This is a genomic window from Streptomyces prunicolor (genome assembly GCF_045162825.1).
GTDB classification, from domain to species: Bacteria; Actinomycetota; Actinomycetes; order Streptomycetales; family Streptomycetaceae; genus Streptomyces; species Streptomyces prunicolor.
Genome location: NZ_CP108676.1, coordinates 624,213 through 648,989, shown reverse-complemented (window position 1 = coordinate 648,989; position 24,777 = coordinate 624,213). Strand labels below are relative to the sequence as shown.

Annotated in this window: 19 protein-coding genes; 9 read left to right on the top strand and 10 right to left on the bottom strand. The window is 70.2% G+C overall.

The features are described 5' to 3' along the window. Positions 1-71 precede the first annotated feature (71 nt). Together OG588_RS02895 and OG588_RS02890 are read left to right on the top strand one after the other, a co-directional pair. Positions 72-1,565 (top strand): MFS transporter, encoded by a 1,494-nt coding sequence (locus OG588_RS02895; RefSeq protein ID WP_405945878.1) that lies wholly within the window; start codon positions 72-74, stop codon positions 1,563-1,565. After that, positions 1,562-2,161, top strand: coding sequence for a TetR family transcriptional regulator (locus OG588_RS02890; protein WP_405945877.1), 600 nt, complete (start codon positions 1,562-1,564; stop codon positions 2,159-2,161). Before OG588_RS02895 ends, OG588_RS02890 begins: the two co-directional genes overlap by 4 nt. On the opposite strand, the gene OG588_RS02885 is transcribed toward OG588_RS02890, so the two are convergent. Together OG588_RS02885 and OG588_RS02880 are read right to left on the bottom strand one after the other, a co-directional pair. Next, complete coding sequence (locus tag OG588_RS02885; RefSeq protein WP_405945876.1) at positions 2,158-3,081, bottom strand: phytoene/squalene synthase family protein; 924 nt, start codon at positions 3,079-3,081, stop codon at positions 2,158-2,160. The two genes, OG588_RS02890 and OG588_RS02885, sit on opposite strands and share 4 nt — an antisense overlap. Before the next feature lie 42 nt (positions 3,082-3,123). Next, entirely contained in the window at positions 3,124-4,857 is a 1,734-nt protein-coding gene (locus tag OG588_RS02880; protein WP_405945875.1) for a cholesterol oxidase substrate-binding domain-containing protein, read from the bottom strand. Between the two features lie 136 nt (positions 4,858-4,993). Between OG588_RS02880 and OG588_RS02875 the strand changes: the two genes are divergently transcribed. Beyond that, positions 4,994-5,977 carry an aldo/keto reductase gene (locus OG588_RS02875; protein WP_405945874.1) on the top strand — a complete coding sequence of 328 codons (984 nt, stop codon included), beginning with the start codon at positions 4,994-4,996 and terminating at the stop codon, positions 5,975-5,977. A gap of 63 nt (positions 5,978-6,040) precedes the next feature. Continuing rightward, on the top strand, positions 6,041-6,526 hold the full coding sequence (locus OG588_RS02870) for a DUF6328 family protein (protein ID WP_405945873.1): 486 nt from the start codon (positions 6,041-6,043) through the stop codon (positions 6,524-6,526). Here the strand turns inward: OG588_RS02870 and OG588_RS02865 are convergent. The 7 genes from OG588_RS02865 to OG588_RS02835 form a co-directional block, all read right to left on the bottom strand. Next, the gene (locus tag OG588_RS02865; RefSeq protein WP_405953040.1) at positions 6,462-7,109 is read right to left on the bottom strand and encodes a DUF2238 domain-containing protein; all 648 of its coding nucleotides are present in this window, start codon (positions 7,107-7,109) and stop codon (positions 6,462-6,464) included. The two genes, OG588_RS02870 and OG588_RS02865, sit on opposite strands and share 65 nt — an antisense overlap. Before the next feature lie 111 nt (positions 7,110-7,220). Further along, the gene (locus OG588_RS02860) at positions 7,221-8,243 is read right to left on the bottom strand and encodes a hypothetical protein (protein WP_405953039.1); all 1,023 of its coding nucleotides are present in this window, start codon (positions 8,241-8,243) and stop codon (positions 7,221-7,223) included. A 115-nt stretch (positions 8,244-8,358) separates the two neighbouring features. Continuing rightward, positions 8,359-10,011, bottom strand: a complete 1,653-nt coding sequence (locus tag OG588_RS02855) for a protein kinase domain-containing protein (protein ID WP_405945872.1) — start codon at positions 10,009-10,011, stop codon at positions 8,359-8,361. A 352-nt stretch (positions 10,012-10,363) separates the two neighbouring features. Further along, on the bottom strand, positions 10,364-11,323 hold the full coding sequence (locus OG588_RS02850) for a threonine/serine dehydratase (protein ID WP_405945871.1): 960 nt from the start codon (positions 11,321-11,323) through the stop codon (positions 10,364-10,366). Between the two features lie 113 nt (positions 11,324-11,436). Further along, on the bottom strand, positions 11,437-12,114 hold the full coding sequence (locus OG588_RS02845) for an AIM24 family protein (RefSeq protein WP_019057080.1): 678 nt from the start codon (positions 12,112-12,114) through the stop codon (positions 11,437-11,439). Positions 12,115-12,180: 66 nt separating this feature from the next. Next, entirely contained in the window at positions 12,181-13,563 is a 1,383-nt protein-coding gene (locus OG588_RS02840) for a CAP domain-containing protein (RefSeq protein WP_405945870.1), read from the bottom strand. Positions 13,564-13,773: 210 nt separating this feature from the next. Next, positions 13,774-15,057 carry a serine hydrolase domain-containing protein gene (locus OG588_RS02835; protein ID WP_405945869.1) on the bottom strand — a complete coding sequence of 428 codons (1,284 nt, stop codon included), beginning with the start codon at positions 15,055-15,057 and terminating at the stop codon, positions 13,774-13,776. 310 nt (positions 15,058-15,367) lie between these two features. Between OG588_RS02835 and OG588_RS02830 the strand changes: the two genes are divergently transcribed. Then, entirely contained in the window at positions 15,368-17,179 is a 1,812-nt protein-coding gene (locus tag OG588_RS02830; RefSeq protein ID WP_405945868.1) for a M4 family metallopeptidase, read from the top strand. A 51-nt stretch (positions 17,180-17,230) separates the two neighbouring features. Here the strand turns inward: OG588_RS02830 and OG588_RS02825 are convergent, their stop codons facing one another. Beyond that, complete coding sequence (locus OG588_RS02825; RefSeq protein ID WP_405945867.1) at positions 17,231-17,983, bottom strand: hypothetical protein; 753 nt, start codon at positions 17,981-17,983, stop codon at positions 17,231-17,233. Positions 17,984-18,118: 135 nt separating this feature from the next. Between OG588_RS02825 and OG588_RS02820 the strand changes: the two genes are divergently transcribed. From OG588_RS02820 to OG588_RS02805, 4 genes are all read left to right on the top strand, one after another. Further along, complete coding sequence (locus OG588_RS02820) at positions 18,119-19,291, top strand: ROK family protein (RefSeq protein WP_405945866.1); 1,173 nt, start codon at positions 18,119-18,121, stop codon at positions 19,289-19,291. Between the two features lie 68 nt (positions 19,292-19,359). After that, entirely contained in the window at positions 19,360-21,159 is a 1,800-nt protein-coding gene (locus OG588_RS02815) for an alpha-galactosidase D (RefSeq protein ID WP_405945865.1), read from the top strand. A gap of 22 nt (positions 21,160-21,181) precedes the next feature. After that, the gene (locus tag OG588_RS02810; protein WP_405945864.1) at positions 21,182-23,539 is read left to right on the top strand and encodes a glycosyl hydrolase family 95 catalytic domain-containing protein; all 2,358 of its coding nucleotides are present in this window, start codon (positions 21,182-21,184) and stop codon (positions 23,537-23,539) included. Beyond that, entirely contained in the window at positions 23,536-24,762 is a 1,227-nt protein-coding gene (locus tag OG588_RS02805; protein ID WP_405945863.1) for an SGNH/GDSL hydrolase family protein, read from the top strand. Before OG588_RS02810 ends, OG588_RS02805 begins: the two co-directional genes overlap by 4 nt. Positions 24,763-24,777: the final 15 nt, after the last annotated feature.

Here is a 24,777-nt window from a genome sequence, read left to right as displayed (position 1 = left end):
GGGTGAATGACTATTCACCAGTTAGGGTGAATAGTCATTCACCTTCTTTTTTCATGCCAGCTGGAGTGCCCATGGGCCAGCCCGTCCCGATACCCGACCCGTCCGGCAGCCTCGCCGGGCGGAGCCCCTTGCGGGACCGGCTCACCGTTCCGGTGCTGGCGTTCGGCGGGATCCTCATGGCGGTCATGCAGACCGTGGTCGTCCCGCTGCTGCCGTCCCTGCCCCGGCTGACCCACTCCTCCGCGGGCGCCGTCTCCTGGATGGTCACCGCGACCCTGCTCTCCGGCGCCGTCCTCACCCCCGTGCTCGGCCGGGCCGGCGACATGTACGGCAAGCGGCGGGTCCTGACCGGCGCCCTGGGCCTGATGACCGTCGGCTCGGTGATGTGCGCCCTGTCCTCCGACATCCGCGTCCTGATCTTCGCCCGCGCCCTGCAAGGCGCCGCCGCAGCCGTCGTACCCCTGTCGATCAGCATCCTGCGGGACGAACTGCCGCCGGAGCGCCGGGGCAGCGCGGTGGCGTTCATGAGCTCCACGGTCGGTATCGGCGCCGCGCTCGGACTGCCGCTCGCGGCGCTGATCGTGCAGTACGCCAACTGGCACGTCATGTTCTGGGCGACCAGCGCGCTCGGTGCGATCGGTGTGTGGGGGATCTGGTGGGCGGTGCGCGAGTCGCCCGTCCGGGAGCCGGGCCGCTTCGACGTGCTCGGCGCGCTGGGACTCGCCGCAGGACTGGTGTGTCTGCTGCTCGGGGTGTCGCAGGGCGGTCAGTGGGGATGGGGGAGTCCGCGGATCCTGGGGCTCTTCCTCGCCACGGTCGTCGTGTTCGGCCTGTGGTGGTGGCAGCAGCTGCGTACCGAACTCCCGCTGGTGGACCTGCGGTTGGTGTCCCGGCCCCGGGTGGGTCTGTCCCATGTGGCGGCCCTGCTGACCGGCTTCGCGTTCTACGCCAACTCCCTCGTCACCGCCCAGCTGGTGCAGGCGCCCAAGGCGACCGGGTACGGGCTGGGACTGTCCATCGTCCAGACCGGGCTGTGCCTGCTGCCCGGCGGCATCACCATGCTGCTGCTCTCACCCGTCTCGGCCCGGATCTCGGCGGCCCGCGGTCCGCGCATCACGCTCGCCCTCGGAGCCGTGATCATCGCGCTGGGCTATGTGGTGCGCATCGCCTACAGCCGTGACCTGTGGACGATCATCCTGGGCGCGACGATCGTGGCCAGCGGCACCACCTTCGCCTACTCGGCGCTTCCCACGCTCATCCTGCGTGCCGTCCCGGCCGGCCAGACCGCGTCCGCGAACGGGGTCAACGTCCTGATGCGCACCATCGGCCAGGCCGTCTCCAGCGCCGTGGTGGCCGCCGTACTGGTGCACCACACCAGCCTGGTCGGCGGGCTCCCGCTGCCTACGCTGCACGGATACCTGATGGCGTTCGGCATCGCGGGCGTGATCGCCCTGGTGGCGAGCGCGGCGGCACTGACCATCCCGGGCGACCCCGTCTCCGGCGACACCCGGCGCGCCGGGGACCGCACGGAGGGCGCGCGGGACCAGGCGCTGGAGGGAGCATGAGGGCCGTGAGCACCCCTCCACCCACCACGCCACCCACCGCATCCCCGCCCGTACGCCGGGACGCCGAGGCGACCAAGGCGGCCATCCTCAGAGCCGCCCGCTATCTCCTCGCGCGGAACGCGCACGCCGACATCACCCTCAAGGCCGTCGCCGAACGCGCCGGTGTCAGCGCGCCGTTGATCCTCAAGTACTTCGGCAACAAGGACGCCCTCTTCGCCCGCGTCATGTCCTTCGAGACCGACGCCGAGGACCTCCTCGACGCCCCGCTCGACGGCCTCGGCCGCCACATGGTCCGGCACGTCCTCGTCAGCCAGCGCGAGCGCGGCGCCGACCCGCTGCTGCGGATCGCGTTCGCTCCCCTCCAGGGCGACCACGGTGACATCCTGCGCGTCAACTTCCGCGCGCAGGTGGTCGATCGCCTCGCCGGGCGCCTGTCCGGCCCGGACCCCGCCCTGCGCGCCGAACTCGCCGTCGCGACCCTGCTCGGCCTCGGCGTCATGTACGGCATCGCCCGCGGCACCCGGCTGCGCGCCACCGCGATCGACACCATCGTGGACCGCTACGGGCCCACCGTGCAGGCGCACTTGACGCCCTAGGCGTAGCGGCGCGCCTTGCGGTACTGCCGGGCCAGGACCCGCAGCGTGGCCAACGTCGCGGGACCCGTGTCGTGCAGCAGAACCCTGCCCCCTTCGCGTCGCACCGCGCCGAGCCGCAGTTCCTGGACGGCGATCAACGCGTCGAGGAACGGCCGGTGTTCCGCCGCCACAAGCGCGGGAAGCGTACGGCAGTCGGCGAGCGTGGTCTCCGCGAGGTCGGCCTGTGCCCGCACCACGTGGTCCAACGCCGGTACGCACGCCGGTGACTTGCTGCGCAGGTCCTCGAACTTCAGCCCGTGCCGGGCGAGTTCGTCCCGTGGGATGCCGATGCGGTCGTTGTCGGCGTCCTCGCAGAGGTCGGCGAGGAAGTCACTGCGCTGCCAGCCCTCGATCAGGTCCCGGCAGCCCTTGACGTACGACTCGTACGCGTCGGGGTCGGCCGGTGCGAGCAGCGACGCGGTCAGCATCAGGCCGGGCAGCGAGTAACCGTCCACGTACGCCTGGAAGTCGGCCTCCGTCTCGAAGCCGGTCCAACTCGCCTCGACGGGAGCGCCGTCGAGGAAGGCGCGCACCCGGGCCGCCATGTGCGGGCGACGGCGCGTGGTGTCCCAGAGCGCCAACAGGGTGTCCTGGCCGGGCTGTTCGCCGCTCTCCAGGGCGGCCGTGGTCTCGGCGTCCCAGGAGGCGAGGGCCGCCGTACGCGCGTCCACGGCACCGGTGTCGATCAGTTCGTCGGTCGCGTGCATGTAGGCCACCGCGGCGACGACCGGTGGATGCAGTTCCGCCGGAAGCAACAGCCGTACCGCCACGTACTCGTGCAGCGCGTACTTGCGCACGATCCCGCGCTGGGCGTCGTAGGCTCGCCGCAGTCGCGGATCGGTGATGCCCGCCTTCGTCAAGGCGGTCGACCAACTGCTCACAACTCTCCCCAGCTCAAGGACCCGGAGACAGCCTAGTCAGTGCTACCCGAACAGCCGGTCCAGGAAGGCGTTCCCGAACACCCCGTGCGGGTCCAGCCGGTCGAAGGTCCCCGCCGCCTGCCCCCACACCGACTCCCCGAACGAGCCCGGGATCGCCGTGCCCAGCACCTCCTCGTCGCTCCACGCGGCCTGCTCGGTGTAGGCCCAGCCCTTCGACCACTCGACCCGGGTCAGGGCATCGGTGCCGTCGTAGGAGCGGTACAGGAACTGCTCCAACTCCCTTAGGAACTCCTCCGCGTACGGCGTGCCGGGCAGGGTCAGGACGTCCAGCCAGATCGCCGTGTCCCACTCCGGGTGCTCGGTGCTCGGCCGCAGTGCGGACAGCAACGGGGCGCGGGCGCCTGCCAGTTCGGTGTCGGCGGGGTGGTCGAGGCCGGTGACCCGGATCTCGACGGTGCCGTTGACGGGGAAGCGGCCGAGTGCGGCGTAGGCGGTGAGCCGTTCCTGGTAGAACTCGGTGAACTCGTGGACCACGCGCTGCACTTGGGCCCCCGAGGTCAGCACCGCGTAGCCGTTCGCGGTCTCGCGCAGGGTCGTCGGCTTGATGTAGAGCAGCGTGTTCTTCGAAGGACCCCAGATGTCCGCCGACAGTGTCGTCGTCAACCCCAGGGCGGCCACGTCGAGTTGGGCGTTGCCCAGCACCGGCGCCAGATACCACGCCGCATCGGACAGGATCCGCCCGACGAGATCCGCGATCAGCGTCGGCACGTTGTCGGAGAACGGGTAGTTGTACGGCGATGTGACGTGCCGCGAGATGAGCGGCCGGGTCGGTGCGACGCTCCACACCTTCAGCCAGGGGAACTCGGTGAACGCGAACCAGATCGCCTCGGCCCGCCCCGACGCGTCCAGGAAGCTCGCGAAGGTCCGCCCGCCGGAGCCGGGGGCCCCGAACAGTTCGGTGGCCGGGATGTCCGTACGGCTGACGCAGCGCAGGTTGGCGTTCGCCCCGACCCGCAGCACGACCTCGGTGACCAGCGCACGCCCCAGATGCGCGAGGAGCGCCGCGCAGTCCGCCTCGTCGCGGGTGTAGGTCCGCAGCACGTACGCGCCGGTGTCCGTGTCCCACACCACCGCCGTGAGCGACAGCACCAGATTGCTGAGCGACCCGAAGGTGTGCCCGGCGGTCCGCTGCTCGCCGTGCGCCGGTACGGCCGTGCCGTGCGCGTCGATGGCCAGGGCGCCGCCGAGCGTCAGATCGCCGGGCGCGGGGGAGGCGGTGAGACCGAGGCCGTGGCCCTCCAGGAAGGTGAGCAGCGCCTCCAGGGTGATCCCGGTGCCGGCCCGCACGGCCGAGGCGGAGTCCAGGGTCAGGCCGGTGAGGTGCGGGGCGGTGTCGACCAGCAGTACTGGCGCGTCGGACGTCGTACCGGATTCGATCGTGAGTGGTGACCAGCCGTGCGAGGAGCCGCGGGGGCGGACCCGCCAGCCGTGCTGCCAGGCCCAGTTGACGACGGAGACCACCTGGTCGGCGTCGGTCGGCGCACACGCCCAGAGGCCGTCGGCGGTGATCTCGCCGACCCAGTTCCGGTATGCCGAGCGGTAGAGGTCGACGTCGGCCGGGAAGTCGGGCAGCTCGGCCGCCGCGACGGCGGGATCGGCCGTCAGGAGTACGGGTACGGCGGCCAGGGCCGCCGCCGAGAGGAGGAAGCCGCGACGGGTCCAGGGAGCGGAACTGCCGTTCCCCGGTTGGAGGTTGTTCGCCACATGATCGGTCACGCGCACACGCTAGGTGTGTGTTGACACGAGTAGGCATCCTGTCGAATGGGTTCACTCGTGTGAGTGAAAGATTCACAGGTCGCGGCCCGGCGGAGCCCGATCCGCGCATGTCAGTGGCGGATGACAGACTGAGGGCATGGACGAACGTGTAATCGGCAGGTCGCATCAGCAGCTGTCCGTCGTCGGTCTCGGCACCTGGCAGCTGGGCGCCGACTGGGGAGACGTCGACGACAAGGAAGCCCTCGCCGTACTGGAGGCGGCGGCGGAGTCGGGGGTGACCTTCTTCGACACGGCCGACGTGTACGGCGACGGGCGCAGCGAGCAGACCATCGCCGCCTTCCTGAGCGGGCGGCCCGATCTGCATGTCCTGGTCGCGACGAAGATGGGCCGCCGCGTCGACCAGATCCCGGAGAACTACGTCCTCGACAACTTCCGCGCGTGGAACGACCGTTCGCGCCGCAACCTCGGCGTCGACCGTATCGACCTCGTGCAGCTGCACTGCCCGCCCACGGCGGTCTACTCCTCGGACGAGGTGTTCGACGCCCTCGACACCCTGGTCGCGGAGGAGCGCATCGCCCGATACGGCGTCAGCGTCGAGACCTGCGAGGAAGCCCTCACCGCGATCGCCCGGCCGAACGTGACCAGCGTGCAGATCATCCTCAACGCCTTTCGCATGAAGCCCCTGCTCCAGGTGCTCCCGGCCGCCCAGGAGGCGGGCGTCGGCATCATCGCGCGCGTGCCGCTCGCGTCGGGCCTGCTGTCCGGCAAGTACACCAAGGACACGGTCTTCCCGGAGAACGACCACCGCACCTACAACCGGCACGGCGAGGCCTTCGACCAGGGCGAGACCTTCTCCGGCGTCGACTACACGACCGGTGTCGAGGCCGCCGCCGAGTTCTCCGCGCTCGCCCCGGAGGGGTACACCCCGGCCCAGCTGGCCCTGCGCTGGATCATCGACCAGCCCGGTGTCACCACGGTGATCCCCGGCGCCCGCTCACCCGAACAGGCCCGCGCCAACGCGGCGGCGGCCAAGCTGCCCGCCCTCTCCGAGGACACGCTCACCGCGATCCGGGACCTCTACGACCGCCGCATCAAGGACCAGGTGGAGAGCCGCTGGTAGGCCCCAGGTTTCGTTGGAACGGTCCTCCGTTTGAAAGGTCGGCGGTCCGGTTACACGGACCGCATGACCCAGGAGGAAGATCGACGGACGGGGCGCGACGAGTCCGAGGACGAGCGGGCGGACCGGATGTGGGGCGAGCTCATCCAGGAGGTCCGGGTCGCGCAGACCGGCGTACAGATCCTGTTCGGGTTCCTCCTCACCGTCGTCTTCACCCCGAAGTACGCGCAGCTGGAGCACGCGAACCAGGTCCTCTACCTCGTCACCGTCGTCCTCGGCGCCACCGCCACCGGCGCCCTGATCGGCCCGGTATCCCTGCACCGCGTGGTCTCCGGCCGGAGCGTGAAACCCCAGGCGGTGCGCTGGGCGTCCCGGCTGACCTTCGTCGGCCTCGTCCTGCTGCTCGCCACGATGACCTCCGCGCTGCTGCTAGTCCTCCGGGTCGCGACCCACGACGCGTATGTGCCCTGGTTGGTCGCGGGGGTCGTCACCTGGTACCTGCTGTGCTGGTTCGTACTGCCGCTGTGGGCACGGCACCGATATACGAGCTGACGACACCGAGCCGCGCCATCTGCCGGTCGTGGACGCGGCTGAGCAGCAGCACCGAGACCGTGGCCCCGATCAGCGCGCAGAACATGTCCCACTGCGTGTCCCACACATCCCCCTGGGTCGCCAGGAACGCGTCCGCGCCGTGTCCGCCGATCACGGCCGCCGCCCACTCGAAGAGCTCGAACAGGGCGCTGAAGGCGAGACACGCGCACACGGTGAGCGGCGCCAGCCAGCGGCTGCCGCGCAGGGGGGAGGTGCGAGTGAGCAACTCCCGTACCAGGACCGCCGGTACGAAGCCCTGCATGAGGTGGCCGAGACGGTCGTAGGGATTGCGGCTGAGGCCGAAGGTGTCGCGGACCCAGTCGCCCGCCGGTACCTCCGCGTACGTGTAGTGGCCGCCCACGGCGAGGACCAGCGCGTGCGCGGCGAGCAGACAGCACAGCAGGCCGGTCATCGGGAAGCGGCGCCAGGTCAGGACGATCACCGGGAGTCCGACGAAGACCCACACGGTCTCCAGGAACCACGTCGTGCGGTCGTGCGGCTGCCAGGCGGAGAGGGCCATGCCGACGACCACCAGCGCGACCATGGCGGCGGGCAGACGGCGCCGCGGTGCGGAGGGAAGAACGGACACGATGGGGCTCCCTTGTCGTGGGGAGCCCCATCGTGTCCGAAGGCCCAACTCGCTACATGAGTACGGCTACTCAGCCGGAGTGGTGGTCTTGCGCAGCGCGTTCAGGCAGCTGTCGATGGCCTGCTGGAGCTCCTCCAGACGCTGGACCATGTCGTCCTCGTAGAAGTCCTGGGCGTCGTCGAAGGTCAGCTCCTCGAACGCCTTCGTGGCCTTCTGCAGGCTGCTGTAGAACTTCGTCCGCTTCTCCTGGACGCGCAGTTCGGGGTCGGCCTCGACCGCCTCGACGACCAGGTTCTTCATCGTGTCGTAGGCCTCGGTGGCCCACCCGCCGGTGTCCTCGCCGTCCTCCAGCTCGTCGAGGAGCGACAGGTGCCGCTCGGCCTCCTGGCGCAGGTCGACAGGCGCGTCGACGGTCTGGCCGGCGGGGGTCTTGATCTGGCCCGACTCGGCGATCTGGCGGACGTATCCGATCCGGTCCGCCGAGCGGCTCTCCGTCGCCACCGCCTTCTTCAGGTCGTCGGTGCGTACGACGTCCCGGGCCAGCTCGGACTGGAGTTCCGGGTCCTCGCGGACGCGGTCCAGCAGGGCCTGGCGGGCCGCCCGCGCGGTGGACGGGTCGGCGAGGATCGCGGCGCGCAGCGCGGTCGGGTTCTCCGCGACCTCCAGCGCCTTGGTGGGGCGGATGCCCTCGGCCTCGGCGGCCTCCGAGATGGCGGTGCCGCGTTCCGAGGTGGCGCTGGAACGGGAGACGTAGTAGTTCAACCACACGTCGGCGTCCGGGAGTTCGACCTCCTGGCCGGGGGCCAGTTCCTCGAAGTGCGGGACGAGACCGTCGTCCGCGGCCCGGTCCCAGGCCTTGTAGTAGCGCATGACGCGCTCGGGGGAGCAGTCGGCGAGTTCGGCGAACTCCTTCGCGGACACCTTGGACGTCTCGTCCGCGCTCTGCCCGCCGGGCCGGACGCTGCGCGCCACCTTGAGGCCGAACGCCCAGCCGCCGGTGCGGGCGTAGGCTCCGAACTCGTGCGCGTCCCGGGCGACGAGGCCGGCGTCGTCGAGGGCGGTGAAGGACGTCTCGGCCTGGTCGATCACTACGGTCAAGGCGGACTCTCCTGGGCTTGTGATGAGGCATGGTGCGAACAGGCAGCCTATATCCACCCATTGCCGCTGGTTTGAGCGCCCGGCCCTCGCGGCGCGGCCCGTGCCGTCAGTTCGATTCCCGCCGGAAGGTCTTGAAGAAGGTCTGCAGGGCCTGACGGTTGGCCGCGTCGTTCCATTCGTCGGCGGGCGTCGTCCACCGTAGCGAGAAACTGCGCCCGCCGCCGATCAGGAACCCGCGCCCGAGCGTACGCACCCGGTCGTCGTCGGTTCCGGAGAACCACTCCAGGTCGGCCGCCTTGTCGCCCTGGTACGTGGTGGCCTGGATGTCGCCGATCTGCTGAAAACCCTCGGTCTGCTTCAGTCCCGGCAGGACGTCGTCACGCCAGATGGCGACCGGGTCCGGGCCCGCCTGTGTGCTGTACGTCACGGCCAGCGTGCGCGGGTCGCCCGTGGCGCCGAAGGTGACCCGGTAGGCGTCGGACGCCGTCTGGGTCTCCAGCACCTTCCAGCCCTTGGGGAGCGCGACGGAGAAACCCTGCGACGCCTTGAACACCCGGAAGCCGGCCGGCAGCGCCGAGGCGGTGGGGGAGGGGGACGCGGTCACGGAGGGCGAGGCGGACACGGAAGGGGACGGCGAGGCGGGGGATGTGGGCGACGGCGTGGCGGACGGGGAGTAGGCGTGACCGTCGACGTTCTCGCCGGGGGTGCTGACCGAGGCGGACGCGGAGGCGGACGGGAGCGGCGAGGGGGAGCCCGCCGCCGAGGTCTCGGTGCCGGGCAGCTGGTGGGTGGCGGCGAGGACGGCGACCGTGACGGTGCCGACGGCGAGGGCGGTCCCGGCGGCCATGCCTCGGCCGCTCCAGGTGGTCCCCGCCCCGCGCACGGCGTCGTAGGCCCGCCGCAACCGGGGCAGCGGGACCGCCTCGCGGTCGGCGTACGGGTCGTCGTTCAGGATGCGGGTGAGGGACTCGCGGACCACCGGGCGGGTCAGCCGCTCCCGGGAGTTCTTGCGCAGCAGCCCCTGCACGACCTGCGCCAGCGGCCCGGCGCGCGACGGGCCGCGCATCGGGAGCCGGTCGACGCCCTTCATGGTCGCCTCGGGGCGGCCCCGGTCGCGGAACGGCGGGTGTCCCTCGACCAGCGTGTAGAGGATCGCGCCCAGCGCCCACAGGTCGGCGGCCGGACCGATGCGCTCGTCCCTGGCCTGTTCCGGCGAGGCGTACGACGGCGCGGTGATCCGCGGCGCGAGGGTGGCGCCCGCGAGTCCGAAGCCGGTGAGGACGACCCCGCCCCGGTCCCGCACGAACACCTGGCCCGGGCTGAGTTCGCCGTGCGTGATGCCCTCGCTGTGCGCGGACTCCAGGATGTCGAGCAGTTCGAGCCCGATGCGGGCGGCCCGGACGTAGTGGAACGTGCCCTGCTGGGCGAGGAGTTGGCCGAGCGGGGTGCCGTCGATCCAGTCGGTGACGGTCCACAGCGTGCCGGCCTCCTCGACGGCGTCGACGACCGGCGCGACCCGGGTGGGGCAGAGCAGCACCATGACGTCGGTGGTGCGCCGGATGCCGGCGGTGATCCGGCCGGCGCTCTCCCCGTCCGGGGCGGCGGGGAGGGTCACCTGCGTGAGGAGGCAGGGGCGTTCGTCGATCATGTCCTCGCCGTACCAGGAGACACGGTTGGTCTCGCGGTGCGCGACCTCCATGGGCCGGTATCTGCCGGCGACCGACTCGTGTGCGGAGACGTGCGTCTCGACCATGGCCATCCCTTGCTGAACCCCTGGCTCTCACCTTTCACAGAAGTACGGTGGATGTGCTGGGCTGCGTTCAAAGGAAGCCCAATTCCCCGGAGTTTCTTGCCTTTTATTCAACGGCGGCGAGCAGGTGTGCGACAAAAATCGAGTCGCGGGGAGGTCCCAGGTCGGCGCTCGTGTCCCGGGGCGGGTGAATTCGCCAGGGGGGCTTCCGCGGTGGAATATCGGCGCCCTACCTGGTGGTAACCGGCGGTAAACGCAGGCGTGAAGACCATGAATACACGGGTCTTTGTCGACAACGTAGTCAAGGGATCTGTCCACGAGCCTGTCAACGATCCTGTGCACGAAGAGAGTTGACGGGAAGTCAGCGCAATCCGAAGCCTTCCGACCAGGCCGCGATCTCCCCGACGGTCGCGTTGCCCCCGCAGACCACCAGGCCGAGCCGGGCGCCGTCGCCGACCCGCTCCAGCACCTGTCGAGCGGCGGGCAGCAGACAGCCGGCGGCGGGCTCGGTCCACACCTTGGCGTGCTCGGCGAGGTCGAGGCAGCCTTGCACGGCCTCCCGGTCGGGGACGGTCAGCACCTCGGTGACGAGGGCCGACACATGGTCGTACGTCAGCTGCGACACGGCCGGCGCGCTGAGCGTGGTCACGATCGACGAGGGGGTGACCGGCACCGGACGGCCCGCCGCGAGCGCCGCGGACATGGCCACGGCACCCTCGGTCTCCACACCCCAGACCCGGATTCCGGGGCGCCGGGCGTGCAGGGCGGCGGCGACGCCGGCGATCAGGCCGCCGCCGCCGATGCTGACCAGGACGTCGGTGAGTTCACCGGCGTCCTCCGCGAACTCCAGCCCCACGGTGCCCTGTCCGGCGATCACCACCGGGTCGTCGAACGGGTGGACCAGGGTCAGCCCCTCGTCCCGCAACCGGTTCACCAGAGCGAACGCGCTCGGCATGTCGTCCGTCAGCCGCAGTGACGCGCCCGCCGCCTCCACCAGTGCGACGGACCGCGCCGGCGCCGAACGCGGCATGACCACGGTCGCCTTCACATCGAGCGCCGCCGCCATGACCGCGAGCGCGATCCCGTGATTGCCGCCGCTCACCGCCACCACCCCGGCCGCCAACTCGGCCTCGCCGAGCGACAGCAGTTTCGCCGTCGCACCGCGCGCCTTGAAGGAACCCGTGCGCTGCAACAGCTCCAGCTTCGTCGTGACCGGGACGCCGAGCAGCTCGGAGAGCCCGAAGCTCCGCAGGGTCGGGGTGCGTACGACGTGTCCGGCGATCCGCTCGGCGGCGGCTTCGATCTCCGAGATGCCGATCAAGGCAGTCATCCTTCCGGCACGGGGACAGGTGACCCGTGCCGGTTCGACCCTGACTCGTAAAGGACACGCAGGTCAACACGTTTCGGAGTGCGCGACGCATCCAGCGATGACCCTCAGTGCTGCTGCGCCTTCTGCGGGGTCTCCTCGCTCGGTCGTACGACGACGAACCCCTCACCCTGGAGCATGAGTTGGACGGCCTCGCCCGAACCGCCGCGCAGCATCGAGCCGATGGACTGCGAACGGTGCAGCGAGGTCTGGAGGTGGGCCGACCAGCCGACCACCGCGTCCGTGTCGACGAACACCGGGTACTGCGGCGAGACCGGTATGACCAGCGGGTTGCCCTCGCAGACCAGACCCAGCTTGCCCTGCCCGGTGAAGACGCTGTTGAAGAGGCCGCCGCCCGCGATGCCGGAGCCCTTCACCGTCTTGATCGCGTATGACAACGAGGCGTCGAAGCACAGCACGTTGCGGCCGTTGACGGTGAACTCGTCACCGGGGTCGATCTCGACCACGAAACAGTTCTGCGCCTCGTGCGCGAACCACGCCTCGCCCTGCCCGCGCACCACCATCAGCGGCAGACCCTCACCGGTGACCGCGCGCTTGAGCATGCCGCCCACGCCCTGGCCCTTGCGCTCGAACTGGAGATTGCCGCGGTAGGCGATCATCGCCCCCTGGCGGGCGAGCATCTCGCCGTTGACCGCGTACCTGATGCACTTGGCATTCTCGACGGTCATGCCCGGCGCGGTGGCCGGCTGCACCATGTGCTCACTGGAAAACAGATCACCCTTCATGCGGGCATCCTGACCCGGAAGATCTCATTCCGCCAAGATCGTGGAGCGGGTGACTCTCCCCGGCGGTCAGGCGCCGAAGAGTTGCGTCCAGTACGTCCCCATCTGTCCGCCGCCCGCGAAGCCGATGCCTATGTGGGTGAAGTCCGGCTTGAGGATGTTGGCGCGATGGCCGGGGCTGTTCATCCAGTCCTCGACGACCTCGGCGGGCGTTCGCTGACCGCACGCGATGTTCTCGCCGATCGTGCGTCTGCGCGCACCCGCGGCGGCGGCCCGGTCCCAGGGCTGCGAGCCGTCGGGGGAGGTGTGCGAATAGAAGGCCCGGGCCACCATGTCGGTGCTGTGCGCCTGCGCGGCGGCGGCCAGCAGCGGGTCCACGGCGAGTGCGCGCAGCCCGGCCCTGGCGCGCTCCGCGTTGGTCGACTCGACGACCCTGTCCGCCGTTTGGGCCAGGTTGCCCGCGGTGAGCGGTCTTGCCCACAACCCCGTCCAGTAGATGTCACCGGAGCGGGGATCGACGGCCTGCGCGAGACCCGCGTGCGTGAAGACCCGCTCCAGCAGCGTCCGGCGGGCGCGTTCGGTGCGCAGACAGTAGTCGACGACCTCGGCGGGGGTGCGCAGGCCGGAGACCAGGTGCTCGCCGACGGTGAGGTAGGTGTAACCGGCGTGGATCACGCGCTGGTACACGGACGTGCCGTCTCGGCTCTCGACGCTGAGGTGCCCGGCGGCGGCCATGGCGGAGGCGTGAGCTTGTGCGGCGGCGGTGAGTCGGTGGTCGAGGGAGACGGGCGGTGAACCGGCGCCGGCGCGGGCCGAGTTGGCGAGGGCAAGGAAACTGGTGGGGTCGGTGCGGTTGGTGGCGGCGGCGGCAGGGGAGGCGTCCCGTGTCGGGCGGGGCGTGGCGGAGCCCGCACCTCCCGCGCCGGTCCCTCCGGCTCTCGCTCCCGCCCCTCGTGCCGGCGCGGGAGTCGCGTCCTCGGCGATGTCCACGCCGAAGTCCCGCGCGATCCCCGCGAGTCCGTCGGCGTACCCCTGCCCCAGTGCACGCAGCTTCCAGCCGGTCCCGCGTCGGTACAGCTCGGCGAGGAGCAGGACGGTCTCCCGCCGGGGGTGTGGTGGGGTGAAGCGGGTGAGGGGTCGGCCGCCGGTGTCGGTCACATGGAGGGTGGGGGCGGGCAGGCGGCCCAAGGGGGTGCCGGGCTCGGCCGGACTGATGACGACGGTGACCCGCGCGGCGCCGGTGCGCAGCCGGGCCGGGTCGATGGCCAGAGTGCCGTCGCGCAGCCGTGCTCCGGGCGCCGTCGGCTGGTTGTAGAACACGAAGTCCGCGTCGCCGCCGACCTTGCCGCTCTCGTCCGTGATCAGCGCCGACACGTCGAAGGGGCCGGGCACCCGCAGGCTCAGGGCGCCGCCCGGAAGGGGCAGATTGCCGCCCGGCACCAGCTCGTTCATGGCACCGCCCTCGCTGTTCGTGCCCGGTGGGGGACTTCCCCAGGGAACTTCCCCGGTGGGGGACTTCGTCCTCCACTCAACGTCCCGTCGGCGCGCGAGGGTTCCCGCAGGACGCGGTGGGGGCCGGAGCGAGGGCGGGGAGGGTCGGAAAGCGAGGCTGCCCGACCTCGCCCCCGACTCAGCCCCCGACCCCTACCGCGCACCGCGTCCTCAGTCCCGTACGACCCCCGGCGCGATGTCCTCGTAGGCCACGTTCCGTTCGGTGACGTGGGAGTCGCGGCCCGTGAGCGGTGAGCTCGGGATCGCCTTCGTCCTCTTGCCGCAGAACGCCGACTCCAGGGTGCCCGCCATCGTGTTCAGCACCGTGCCGTTGTTGGACGTGTTGGCCAGCGCGGTGAGGCTGCGGCGGCCGTCCTTCGAGGTGAAGGAGTAGGTGTAGAAACCCTGGACCGCGCCCGTGTGCCCGTACACGGAGACACCGCAGGACAGATCGCGGCGGCGCAGTCCGAGCCCGTAGCGCGTCGTGCTGTTGACCGGGGTCCACCGCTCCATCTGCGCGAGCTGGGCGGCGGAGGTGAGCCTGCCGCCGAGCAGCGCGGAGAAGAAGGTGTTCAGGTCGCGGGTGGTAGAGATGACCGCGCCCGCGCTCTGCGCCCAGGAGACCGTCTGGTCGGTGGCGTCGACGAGCGGTGCGCCCGCGCGGTCCGGGGTGAGATAGCCGTGGGCGTGCCGGCCCGGGATCTTCGTGGCCGGGTGGACGTAGAAGGTGTCGCGCAGCTTGAGCGGCTCGATGACGCGCTTCCGGTACTCGGTGCCGACGGAGTGGCCCGTCAGTTTCTCGATGAGCATCCCGGCGACCACGAAGTTGGTGTTCGAGTACGAGTAGGCGGCGCCCGGCGCGTTGGTGCGCGCGTGCCGGAGCGACAGCTGTACCAACTGCCGGTAGGTGAAGACCTTGTTGCGTACGGCCTCGAAGCCGGAGACCGAGCCGGCGAACATGGAGTTCGTGTAGTCGTAGAGACCGCTGCGGTGGCTCAGCACGTGGCGCACGGTGATCCGCTTGTCGGGGAGCAGGCCCGGCAGGTAGCGGTCGACCGAGGCGTCCAGGTTCAGCTTGTGGGCGTCGACCAGTTGCAGCAGGACGACGGCCGAGAACGACTTGGTGACGCTGCCGATGCGGAAGCGGTCGGCGTTGCCGATGGCCCGGCGTGTCGTACGGTCGTCGATGCCCGCGGCGGCCGTGCGGACGGTGCCGTGGTCGTCGATGCGGGCGATCGCACCCGGCGCACCCTGTGCCGTGAGCGTGCGCAGCACGGCACGGAGGCCTGCCATGTCGGGGGCCGGAAGCGCGGCCGTGTTCGGGGCCGGTAGTGGTGCCGTGCTGCTGGTTCTCGTGGTGTCCGACTCGTGGGTCGCGGCATGCGCCGGTACCGCCGTGAGCGTCAGCAGGGCCACCGCCGACGCCGTGGCCCTGCGCACCGTTCTTGAGACCATCCGGTTCTCTCCCGTTTTTCTCTGTTTGCGAGATCGATCACAGTCGGGCGAGGCAACCTTCTCGCGCCCCGTCACATCTCCACAGCTGACGCACAGTTGGTCATTCGCTGATCACTGAGCGATGCGGATGCGCAAAGTATTGCCATGAAAGGTTCGAAAACCGTTCATTTCGGCTTTACATGTACATGGTGGATGGGTGAGGGTTTCGGTCCGGGGCCCGACCAGCCCCCTGGGTGCGGTGCGTTCAACCGCGCCCTGTCTCAAGGCGGTTGGTGATCCCGGCCGCTTTCGTACGGAGGAGCCCTCATCCATGCGTGGACCCCATATACGCAGCCTGGCGATCGCCGTCGCGGTGACGACGGCCGCCACGGGGCTGGCCGGAACGGCCTACGCGGGACCGGCCACGGGGACGGATCGCGCGGAGACGTCGACCGGCACCGGCACCAGTACTACGGCCGCGTCCGTCGTCACGGCCGCGCGTGCCGCAGCGTTCGCGCACGCGTCGGCGACAGGTGTCACGCGGGGCGATGAACTCCGGGCCCAGGACGTGCTGATCGACCCCGAGGGCGCCCGGCATGTGCGCTTCATACGCACGCATCAGGGCATGCCGGTCCTCGGCGGCGACCTCGTCGTCCATCTGTCCCACGGCCTGGCCTACACCGGCGTCACCCGGGCGGCCGAGCAGAGCGTCAGGCCTGCCACCACGCGGCCCGAGCTGACGGCAGGTCAGGCCGAGACGAAGGCCGCCACCGTCGCCAAGGGAGACGCGGGCACCGCCGAACTCGTGGTGGACGCCCGGGACGGGGGAGCCGCCCTCGCCTATCGGGTACCCGTCACCGACAGCACCACCGCCGAGGCCGCCGGCACCCGGACCGTCGTCATCGACGCCGTCACCGGCAAGGTCCGCAGCAACACCCCCGACAGCGACGAGTTCCTCTCGCCCAAGCTGCTCGACACCCTGCGCGAGCGCGGCGAGACCCTGGACCCCGCCACCGGCACGGTCGTACAGCCGAAGTCCCTCACCGGAGTCGCGGCCGCGACGCGCGCGGTCCACTACCCGGTCACCGCCTCGGGTACCGGCACCTCGCTCTTCGTCGGCAAGGTGCCGCTGACCACCACCCGTACGGCACGCACCAGTTACCTCCTCAAGGATCCGACCCGCTGGGGCACCGAGACCCGCGACGCCAAGGGGAAGGAACTGGAGAACTTCGCGCAGGGCAAGAAGTTCACGACGACGAACGACAAGTGGGGCAACGGCGCCGTCTCGCACCGCGACAGCGCCGCCGTCGACGCCCAGTACGGCATCACCAAGACCCTGGACTTCTACAAGAAGACCTTCGGCCGCAAGGGCATAGCGAACAACGGCAAGGCCGCCCGCGGCATGGTCCACTTCGGCAACAAGGTCGCCAACGCCTTCTGGGACTCGACCTGCGGCTGCATGCTCTACGGCGACGGCGACGGGGACATGTTCAAGAAGCCGCTCGTCGTCCTCGACGTGACGGGACATGAGCTGACCCACGGCGTCGTGGACGCCACCGCGAAGCTGGAGCCCACCCGTGTCGACGCGGACGGCAATCAGTACGGCGAGGCGGGCTCCCTGAACGAGTCCCTCGCGGACATCTTCGGCTCGAACGTCGAGTTCAGCGCCAACAACGCCAAGAACCCGCCGAACTACCTGATCGGTGAGAAGCTCGGCCTCGCCCAGAAGTTCCTACGCCGTCTCGACCACCCCTCCCTCGACAAGCTGGAGGGCACGATCGACTACTGGTCGCCGCAGACGTACGACGCCGAGGTGCACGCCGGTTCCGGAGTCTCCTCGCACGCCTACTACCTCCTCGCGGAGGGCAGCGGCCGCAAGACGATCGGCGGCTTCGCCTACGACTCGCCCACCTACGACGGCTCGACCGTCACCGGCATCGGCCGCACCAAGGCCACGGCGATCTTCTACCGCGCGCTCACCCGCTACATGGTGTCCACCACCGACTTCCACGACGCGCGCCTCGCGACGCTGAAGGCCGCTGCGGACCTCTACGGCGCGAACAGCGCGGCGTACAAGACCGTCGACAAGGCCTGGGCCGCCGTGAACGTCACGGTCGCCGACACCCCTCCCGCCAGGCACTGATGAGCCTCCGGGTGCCCTGCCCCGAGCGGGGCACCCGGACGCGCTCGGGCCTCAGATCCACTGCTTCTCGACCTCTTCGGAGACGGTGAACTCGGCCTCGCAGGAAGGACAACTGGCCCTCCCGAACACGTACGTCAACGCCCGCGCCACCTCCGTCTGCCCGAACTCGACCGCCTCGCCGTGCAGGCGCGCACCGATGCCGTCGAGCCGATCGGGCGTGGCCGGTACGAGCTCCGTCCGCCCCTCCGTGTCCACCTCCTTCTCCTCGCCCGTGCCGGTCACGTAGTCACCGGCCGAGGTGAAGACGCCGTACGAGCCGAAGGCGACGAACAGGCCCTCCTCGCACTCGGGGCATTCGAGGTCGTACTCCTCGGCATTGATCCGCTCCAGCGCCTCGGCCCACACCCCGTCGCCGCCCTCGAAGGCGAGCACGGCCATCTGGAGGTACACGAAGGTGTGCGCGTCCTGTCCCGGATCGGCGCGCAACACCCTTGCCACGTCCAGCAGTTGGCCTATCTCACGCGCGTACCGCGCCCGGCACTCCTCGTCCGGGTCCGTGGTGATCAGCCCGGCCATGGTGACCGCCTGTATCGGCCCGCCCGGCGCCCGGCCCAGCGCGATGTCGGTGAGCACGGGCAGCGCCGTCCAGCTCGCGTCGTACACCGAGCCCTGGTGGCACAGCGAGCCCCACAGCTCCTGCCACACGGCCTCGTCCTCGGCGCCACCGAGGCGCGCGAACAGGCCTGGGATGTCCTCGGCGCTGCCGTAGGCGTGGGTCAGCTCGGACCAGTCGATCGTCGTCATACGGCGATTGTGCCGCCCGGCACTGACAACGAGGCCTCGGCAGGCATCAACTCCGCTCAGGCGACTCACAACTTGCCTTCGACAAATCCTGCTTCTTTTATTGACGACGGAAAAGAAGGGATCTAGGTTCCCGCCATGCGCTCGATCTCCCGTACCGAGTCGTTCCCGGCTCATACCCCCGCCGTCTCACAGGTGTTCACGATCGTGCTGTCCCACGGCCCCCTCACCCGTCTTGAGGTGGCCCGCCGGGCGGGACTGTCGGCGGCCGCCGTGACCAAGGCGGTCCGGCCGCTGATGGAGGCCGGGTACCTGGCGGAGGGTGCCGACCAGGACGCGCCCCCGGCGCTCGGACGGCCCGCCAACCTCGTACGGGTCGACGGCGGGCGCGCGTTGTTCATCGGGGTCAAGGTGACCGGCGACGAGATCATCGGCGTCCTCGCCGACCTGTGCTGCCGGATCCGGGTCGCCCGCCATGTGCCGCTGACCGACCACGACCCCAAGGCGGTGCTGTCGTCGATCGCGGACCTGGCCCAGGAACTCCGCACCGAGGCGGACGACCTGGGCATCCAGGTGCTCGGCCTCGGCCTCGCGGTCTCCGGTGACGTGGACCGCGGCGAAGGGGTCGTCCGCTACTCGCCGTTCCTGGAGTGGCGTGACGTACGCCTGGCCGAACTGGCCGCCATGACAACGGGGTTGCCGGTCACCGTCGACAACGACGTGCGCGCGCTGACCGTCGCCGAGCAGTGGTTCGGCGCCGGCGCGGGGCTCACGGACTTCGCCGTGGTGACCGTCGGCGCGGGCATCGGCTGCGGACTGGTCGTGCACGGCCAGGTCGTCGCGGGGGCCCACGGGGTGGCCGGTGAGATCGGGCATGTGGTTGTCGACCCCGCCGGGCCGCTGTGCCACTGCGGCAACCATGGCTGCGTCGAGGCGATCGCCGGGGACGCCGCGATCGTCGCCCGCGTCCGCGAGGTCACCGGCGTCCAAGTCGCCGACACCGCCGAGGCGTTGGCCCTCGCCCACCGGGGCGACGCCGGAGCGCGCGAGGTGTACGCGCGGGCCGGTGATGCCATCGGCCGGGGCATCGCGACCGTGGTCAACCTGTTCGGCCCCGAACGCGTGATCATCTCCGGCGAGGGCCTGGCCGCCTACGACCTGTTCGCCGAGCAGATCCGCGACTCCTTCGCCGAGGCCGCCTTCGGCTCCGCCGCCCGGTGCGACGTACACACCCGCCCCCTGCCCTTCGACGAGTGGGCGCGCGGCGCCGCGGCCACCGCGATCCAGTCCTTCATCCGATCGGACACCTAGCCGCACGCTCACACCCCACCCGCACACTCCCCGCCCCGCACACTCCTACCCGCACGAGGAGCCCGACGATGTACTCCCTCACGCCTGTCCGCGCCCTGAGAGCCACGGTGGTCCTGGCCCTCACCGCCGGCTTCGCCACCTACCTCCCCGCCGCGGAGGCGGCCACCCCCACGGCGGACACCGCTACCGCTGTCGCGGCCAAGCCCTATATGGGCTGGTCGAGTTGGAGCATGCAGTCGTCCAAGTACCCGGGCCTCAACCCGGACGGCGACTACAGCTACCTCACCGAGGCGAACGTCAACAAGCAGACCGACGCGCTCGCGAGCAAGCTGAAGAAGTACGGCTACGACCACATCAACATCGACGCCGGCTGGTGGCGCGACAACAGCTGGAAGCCCGAGTACGACCAGTACGGCCGCCAGGCAGCCGACCCGAAGCGCTTCCCCAGCGGCATGAAGGCCGTCGCCGACCGCATCCACTCCAAGGGCCTCAAGGCCGGCATCTATCTGCCGGCGGGCCTGGAGAAGGAGGCCTACAACAGCGGCAAGACGCCCATCTGGAACGCCGACGGCTGCACCACCGCCGACATCGTCTACAGCGACCTGCGCACCACCAACGGCTGGGACAGCTCGTACAAGCTCGACTTCTCCCGCCCCTGCACGCAGAAGTACATCGATTCGCAGGCCCAGTTGATCGCCGACTGGGGCTACGACTACCTCAAGCTCGACGGGGTGGGCCCGGGTTCGGGCAAGAGCGGTGATCAGTACGACAACGTTGCCGACGTGGCCGCCTGGAACAAGGCCATCACCGCCATCGGGCGCCCCATCCACCTGGAACTCTCCTGGTCCCTCGACTACGGACACGCCGCCGACTGGAAGAAGTACTCCAACGGCTGGCGCATCGACACCGACGTCGAGTGCTACTGCAACACCCTTGTCACCTGGGAGAATTCGGTCGACGACCGCTGGGACGACACCCCGGCCTGGACGAGCCTGGCAGGCCCCGGCGGCTGGAACGACCTCGACTCCCTCGACGTCGGCAACGGCGCGATGGACGGCCTGACGAAGGCGGAGCGCCAGAGCTACGCGACCCTCTGGGCCGTGGCCAAGTCCCCGCTGTTCACCGGTGACGACCTCACCAAGCTCGACGACTACGGCGTCTCCCTGCTGACCAACCGCGAGGTCATCGGCGTCGACCAGAGCGACGCGCCGCCCGCGCGCCCGGTCACCCCGTCCGACGCCCAGCAGGTGTGGGCCGCGAAGAACCCCAACGGCACCTACACCGTCGCCCTGTTCAACCTCTCCGACGCCCCCGCCGCCGTCTCCGCCAACTGGACGACCCTCGGCTTCACCGGCAAGGCCGCCGTGCGTGACCTCTGGAACCATGAGGACCTCGGCTCCTACACCAACAAGGTGACCCAGGCCCTGCCCGCCCACGGCTCCCGCCTCTTCACCGTCACCCCGCGCGGCAGCGCCGTCACCCTGACCGGCGACGAGGCCGAGGCCGCCACCAACACCCTCAGCGGCAACGCCAACATCGCCGACTGCTCGGCCTGCTCCGGCGGCAAGAAGGTGGGCAACCTCTACGTCGGCGGCAAGCTCACCATCAACAACGTCGTCGCCGCCAAGGCCGGCACCTACCAGGTGAAGATCGCCTACGTCAGCGGTGACTCCCGCTCGGCGAGCGTCTCCTCGAACGGCAACGGCGCCACCAGCCACAAGTTCCCGTCCACCGGCGACTGGGGGACCGTCGGGACGGTCAGCGTGCCCGTGTCCCTGAAGGCGGGCGCCAACACGATCACCTTCGACAGCGGTTCGGGCTACGCGCCGGACATCGACCGGATCGACGTGCCCAACTCCTCCTCCTGAGCCGACCTTTGCGGAGACCGCCATGTCCAGTGCACTGCCCGACCTGCCCAGACGCAATCTGCTCGCCCTAGCCGCGGCCACCGGCGCCCTCGCCGGCCTGCCGGCCTTCACCGCCTCGGCCGCACCCCAGCGGCCCACCAACACCGCGTACGACAGCGGTACTTCACGCAACACCCTGTGGTGGCAGGCGCCCGCCGGCGACACCTCGATGATCGAACAGGGCCTCCCCGTCGGCAACGGCCGGCTCGGCGCCCTCGCCAGCAACGACCCGGGCCACGAGGTCCTCCTGATCACCGACGCCACGATCTGGACCGGTGGACTCAACGGCACCCTCGACTCCGACGGCCAATTCCCCTACGGCCGCGCGGACTTCGGGTCCCTCACCCTGCTCGCCCGGCTCACCGTGGACATCCCGGACCACGACCTGGGCGCCGTCAACGGTTACCGCCGCACCCTCGACCTCGACCGGGGCGTGGTGGGCGCGTCGTACGTCCGCTCGGGGGTGACGTACCGGCGGGAGGTCTTCGCCAGCAGCCCCGACGACGCGATCGTCCTCCACTTCTCGCAGAGCGGAGGCGGGCGTTACACCGGCACCGTCACGCTGGAGGGAACGCACGGCGAGGCCGCCGCGGTCTCCTTCGGCGGACAGTTCGCCAACGGCCTGAAGTACGGGGCCGCCGTCACCGCGTACGGCAGTGGCGGCAAGGTCACCGTGAACGGTGCGCACATCGAGTTCTCCGGGTGCAAGGACCTCACCGTGGTGGTGAGCGGCGGCAGCAACTACGCGCCGGACGCCGCCCGCGGCTTCCGCGACCCCAAGCTCGACCCGCAGAAGCTCGCCCGCAGCAAGGTCCGCGCCGCCGCCCAGCACTCGGCCGCGACCCTGCTGAGCACCCATGTCGCCGACTTCCGGGCCGCGTTCGGCACGTTCGAGCTCTCGCTCGGCACGTCGTCCGACGACCAGCGCGCGCTGGACACCTGGGAACGGATCCAGGCACGCCACACGAGCGGCGACCCCGACCCCGAACTCGAAGCCGCCTACGTCCAGTTCGGCCGCTACCTCATGGTCTCCGGCTCGCGCGGCAGCCTGCCGATGGGCCTCCAGGGGCTGTGGCTGGACGGCAACGACCCGGACTGGATGGGCGATTACCACACCGACATCAACATCCAGATGAACTACTGGATGGCCGACCGGGTGGGACTGTCCTCGTCCTTCGACGCCTTCACCGACTACTGCGTCGACCAGCTGTCGTCCTGGACCGACCTCACCCACCGGCTCTTCCAGGACTCCCGCAACCGTTTCCGCAACACCAGCGGGAAGGTCGCCGGCTGGACCGTCGCCTTCTCCACCAACCCCTATGGCGGACTGGGCTGGTGGTGGCACCCGGCGGGCAACGCCTGGCTGTCCAACAGCCTCTGGGAGCACTACGAGTTCACGCACTCCCGCACCCACCTGGAGAAGATCTACCCCCTCCTCAAGGGCGCCTGCGAGTTCTGGGAGGCGCGGCTGATCACCACCACCCTGGACAACGGGAAGGAGGTACTGGTCGCGGACCACGACTGGTCACCGGAGCAGGGTCCGCAGGACGGCAGGGGCAACACCTACGCCCAGGAAGTGGTGTGGACCCTCTTCGGCAACTACGCGGCGGCTTCCGCGGAGTTGAAGCGGGACAGCGGGTTCGCGAACACGATCTCGGGTCTGCGCAGGCGGCTGTACCTGCCCGAGGTGAGCCCGACGTCCGGCTGGCTGGAGGAGTGGATGTCGCCCGACAACCTCGGCGAGACCACCCACCGCCACCTCTCCCCGCTGATCAACCTGTTCCCCGGCGACCGCATCCGCCCCGACGGCTCCACCCCGAAGGACATCGTCGACGGTGCCACCGCCCTGCTCACCGCGCGCGGCATGAACAGCTTCGGCTGGGCCAACGCCTGGCGCAGCCTGTGCTGGGCGCGCCTCAAGAACGCCGACAACGCCTACCAGTTGGTCGTGAACAACCTCCGCCCGTCCGAGAACGGCAGCAACGGCACCGCCTTCAACCTCTTCGACATCTACGAGGTAGAACAGGGCCGCGGCATCTTCCAGATCGAGGCCAACTTCGGCACCCCGGCGGCCGTGACCGAGATGCTCCTGTACTCCCGCCCGGGCTATGTGGAACTCCTGCCCGCCCTCCCGGACGCCTGGGCCGAGTCCGGCTCGATCACCGGGTCCGGTGTCCGCGGCGGCTTCGTCGTCGACCTACGCTGGAAGAACGGCAAACCCACCGAGGCGAAGATCCGCAGCGTCGGTGGTCGCACCACGACCGTCGCCTACGGCGGAAAGACCCGCACCGTGACCGTCAAGCCCGGCGGATCCGTCACGTTGAAGGACCTCGCCCGGTGAGCGCCGGACGGGCACGACTGCGCCGTACGGCCGCACTCCTCCTGCTCGCCGCCGCCTTCCAGGCCGGACCCGCACACGCGCAACCCCAGGCACCGACACAGGTGAAGGCATTGAACAGCCCGACATCCGTCATCACCTGGGGAGCGAGCGCCGACCACCTGGGCGACGGCGTCGCCGACCGCAGCTACCGCCTGATCGTGCACACCAGTGTCGCGGGCGGCGATCTGCGGATCCGGCTCTCCAACGCCTTCGGTGACCGGCCGCTGACCTTCGACGACGTCTACGCCGGTGTGCAGCGGACGGGCGCCGCGCTCGTCCCCGGCTCCAACCGGAGGCTCACCTTCGACGGCGCGAAGTCGGTCACGATCCCCGCGGGCGCGGTCGCCTACAGCGACCCGCTCCCCGGCAAGGTGCCCGCCGCGACCAACCTGGTGGTCAGCATCCACTCCCCGGACGCGGCGGGCCCGGCGACCGGCCACGGCATGGCCATGCAGACGTCGTACGCCACCCAGGGCGACCACACCGGCGAGGAGGGCGCCACCGCCTGGACCGACACCACCGGCTCCTGGTACTACCTCGACGCCGTCTCCGTACGGCCGAGCGCGGGCATCGGCGCGGTGGTCACGCTCGGCGACTCCATCACGGACGGCTGGGCGTCGACGTCGGACCTCAACCGGCGCTGGCCGGACTACCTGGCCCGACGGCTCCAGAAGTCCGACACGACCGTCAAGGGTGTGGCCAACGAAGGGATATCCGGCAACAAGGTTCTCGCCGACGGCGCCGGACAGAGCGCGCTCAACCGGCTCCAGCGTGACGTCCTGTCCCATCCCGGCGTCCGCACGGTGTTCCTGTTCGAAGGCGTCAACGACCTCAAGGCCCACTCCGGCGTCACCGCCCAGGACCTGATCGCCGGCTACCGCGAGATCATCGACCGGGCGCACGCGGCCGGTAAGTGTGTCGTCGGCGCCACGGTCGGCCCGTTCAAGGGCTGGCCCGAATGGGACCCGGCGGCCGAGGCCGTACGCCAGGAGGTCAACCAATTCATCAGGAGCAGCGGGGAGTTGGACGCCGTCACCGACTTCGATCACATCCTCCGCAGCCCCTACGACCAGGAGAGGATGCTTCCCTTCTTCGACGGCGGCGACCATATCCACCCCAACGACAAGGGGATGGCGGCCATGGCCGACGCGGTCGACCTGAAGAGCCTCGACTGCGCGAAGTGACGTTCAGTGAAGTTA

Bases quoted from the DNA above. Each gene is read 5' to 3' on its own strand.
- OG588_RS02830 (WP_405945868.1), top strand. From the start codon at position 15,368: ATGCGTGGACCCCATATACGCAGCCTGGCGATCGCCGTCGCGGTGACG.
- OG588_RS02870 (WP_405945873.1), top strand. From the start codon at position 6,041: ATGACCCAGGAGGAAGATCGACGGACGGGGCGCGACGAGTCCGAGGAC.
- OG588_RS02865 (WP_405953040.1), bottom strand. From the start codon at position 7,109: ATGGTCGCGCTGGTGGTCGTCGGCATGGCCCTCTCCGCCTGGCAGCCG.
- OG588_RS02835 (WP_405945869.1), bottom strand. From the start codon at position 15,057: ATGGTCTCAAGAACGGTGCGCAGGGCCACGGCGTCGGCGGTGGCCCTG.
- OG588_RS02895 (WP_405945878.1), top strand. From the start codon at position 72: ATGGGCCAGCCCGTCCCGATACCCGACCCGTCCGGCAGCCTCGCCGGG.
- OG588_RS02840 (WP_405945870.1), bottom strand. From the start codon at position 13,563: ATGAACGAGCTGGTGCCGGGCGGCAATCTGCCCCTTCCGGGCGGCGCC.
- OG588_RS02875 (WP_405945874.1), top strand. From the start codon at position 4,994: ATGGACGAACGTGTAATCGGCAGGTCGCATCAGCAGCTGTCCGTCGTC.
- OG588_RS02845 (WP_019057080.1), bottom strand. From the start codon at position 12,114: ATGAAGGGTGATCTGTTTTCCAGTGAGCACATGGTGCAGCCGGCCACC.
- OG588_RS02815 (WP_405945865.1), top strand. From the start codon at position 19,360: ATGTACTCCCTCACGCCTGTCCGCGCCCTGAGAGCCACGGTGGTCCTG.
- OG588_RS02890 (WP_405945877.1), top strand. From the start codon at position 1,562: ATGAGGGCCGTGAGCACCCCTCCACCCACCACGCCACCCACCGCATCC.
- OG588_RS02855 (WP_405945872.1), bottom strand. From the start codon at position 10,011: ATGGCCATGGTCGAGACGCACGTCTCCGCACACGAGTCGGTCGCCGGC.
- OG588_RS02810 (WP_405945864.1), top strand. From the start codon at position 21,182: ATGTCCAGTGCACTGCCCGACCTGCCCAGACGCAATCTGCTCGCCCTA.
- OG588_RS02820 (WP_405945866.1), top strand. From the start codon at position 18,119: ATGCGCTCGATCTCCCGTACCGAGTCGTTCCCGGCTCATACCCCCGCC.
- OG588_RS02825 (WP_405945867.1), bottom strand. From the start codon at position 17,983: ATGACGACGATCGACTGGTCCGAGCTGACCCACGCCTACGGCAGCGCC.